This window comes from Pseudomonas sp. SDO5532_S415, assembly GCF_054071155.1.
Window position 1 is genome coordinate 1 of sequence record NZ_JBSVWS010000363.1, and the last position, 1,228, is coordinate 1,228.

2 protein-coding genes are annotated in these 1,228 nt (G+C 57.5%); both read right to left on the minus strand.

Translation table 11 applies throughout. From position 1 onward, the window contains the following. Positions 1–67: 67 nt before the first annotated feature. The gene (locus tag ACW9HW_RS30110; protein WP_095196335.1) at positions 68–490 is read right to left on the minus strand and encodes a hypothetical protein; all 423 of its coding nucleotides are present in this window, start codon (positions 488–490) and stop codon (positions 68–70) included. A gap of 85 nt (positions 491–575) precedes the next feature. Next, positions 576–1,142: a phosphonate degradation HD-domain oxygenase gene (locus tag ACW9HW_RS30115; RefSeq protein WP_457402971.1), complete on the minus strand. Its 567-nt coding sequence runs from the start codon at positions 1,140–1,142 to the stop codon at positions 576–578. Positions 1,143–1,228: the final 86 nt, after the last annotated feature.

The window sequence follows — 1,228 nt, forward strand, 5'->3', positions numbered from 1 at the left end:
TTGACCGCATTCCCCTGTGGGAGCGAGCCTGCTCGCGAAGTGCACACCTCAAATCGAGAGCCGAAAACTACCACCCGATCTTCAGAAACTCTCGTACCAACGCATTGACCCGAGTCCGATCCGTGCGATCAGCGTGGCCGTCGTTATCCACATCGGAGCACAGCACGATCTCGAACGCGCCATCGTTGTCGAGATCATGAACCGCTGCCTTGTAGGCGATGATCGGGCCTTCATGGAAATGCAATCGCACCGACTCCGGTGAGCCATCGCCAGTAGGGTTCAGCGAGAACATTCGCAGATGCCGCTCCTCGCCTTCACCGGCGTTGAACCATCTGCATTTCAAGTAGTTAGTGCCAAAGGTACTCAGCCGCCGAATTTCGTCGTCCGTCGCGTCACGCTTCCATTGTTCATCTTCAAAAAACTGAAACCGAAGCGTATCTGCCGCCCCACCGTCGCTTCGATCCTGAGCGATCACTTTTAGATAGCGCATCCATTTTCCTCCTTGTGAAAAGCTCAGCTTGAGCCCTGCCAACAAGGCGATCCATGCAACGCTTCGTCAATTAACGTAGGACCGTTCAGCAAACCTCGCGTGACAAGACGCCGACCGCCTTGCGCTTCAGCATATCGAGATCAATCAGCGGCACATGCATCTCCTTGGCCTGCTCATCCCACTGCCGCATGCGCAGATTGACATCGCACAGCGGGTCCTGCTCGAAGGCCGCAGCTTCGGCAGCCGTCATCACCCCACCCTGATACGCCAACGTCCGGCGGCTGGCCTCGCTCAAACGCTCGTAATACCCCGGCTCCTTGAGCGTCAGGTAGCGCTTGGCCTGAACGTGATACTCCACCAAACGCGCCATGCGCTCGCTGAAACCAGCGCTGCGCAGGTAATCGGCGCCCAGCCGTTCATGGCTGACAACACCAAAACCGCCCATGTTTTCGGCGCCTTCGGCGCAGATATGCCCGATGTCGTGGAAAAACGCGGCGAGCACCACTTCGTCATCGAAGCCTTCGGCCATTGCACACTGCGCGGCCTGGGACATGTGTTCGATCTGCGATACCGGCTCGCCGATGTAATCGCTGTCGCCGAAGCGTTCGTACAGGGCGAACACCTTGGCGACTACCTGTTCGTTGTGGTTCATCAGAAATCTCTCGATGAAGTGGGATTTGCGTTGAATGGTAGACCGCTTTCGCGAGCAGGCTCGCTCCCACAGGTGACCACATCCCA

Bases quoted from the DNA above. Each gene is read 5' to 3' on its own strand.
- ACW9HW_RS30110 (WP_095196335.1), bottom strand. From the start codon at position 490: ATGCGCTATCTAAAAGTGATCGCTCAGGATCGAAGCGACGGTGGGGCG.
- ACW9HW_RS30115 (WP_457402971.1), bottom strand. From the start codon at position 1,142: ATGAACCACAACGAACAGGTAGTCGCCAAGGTGTTCGCCCTGTACGAA.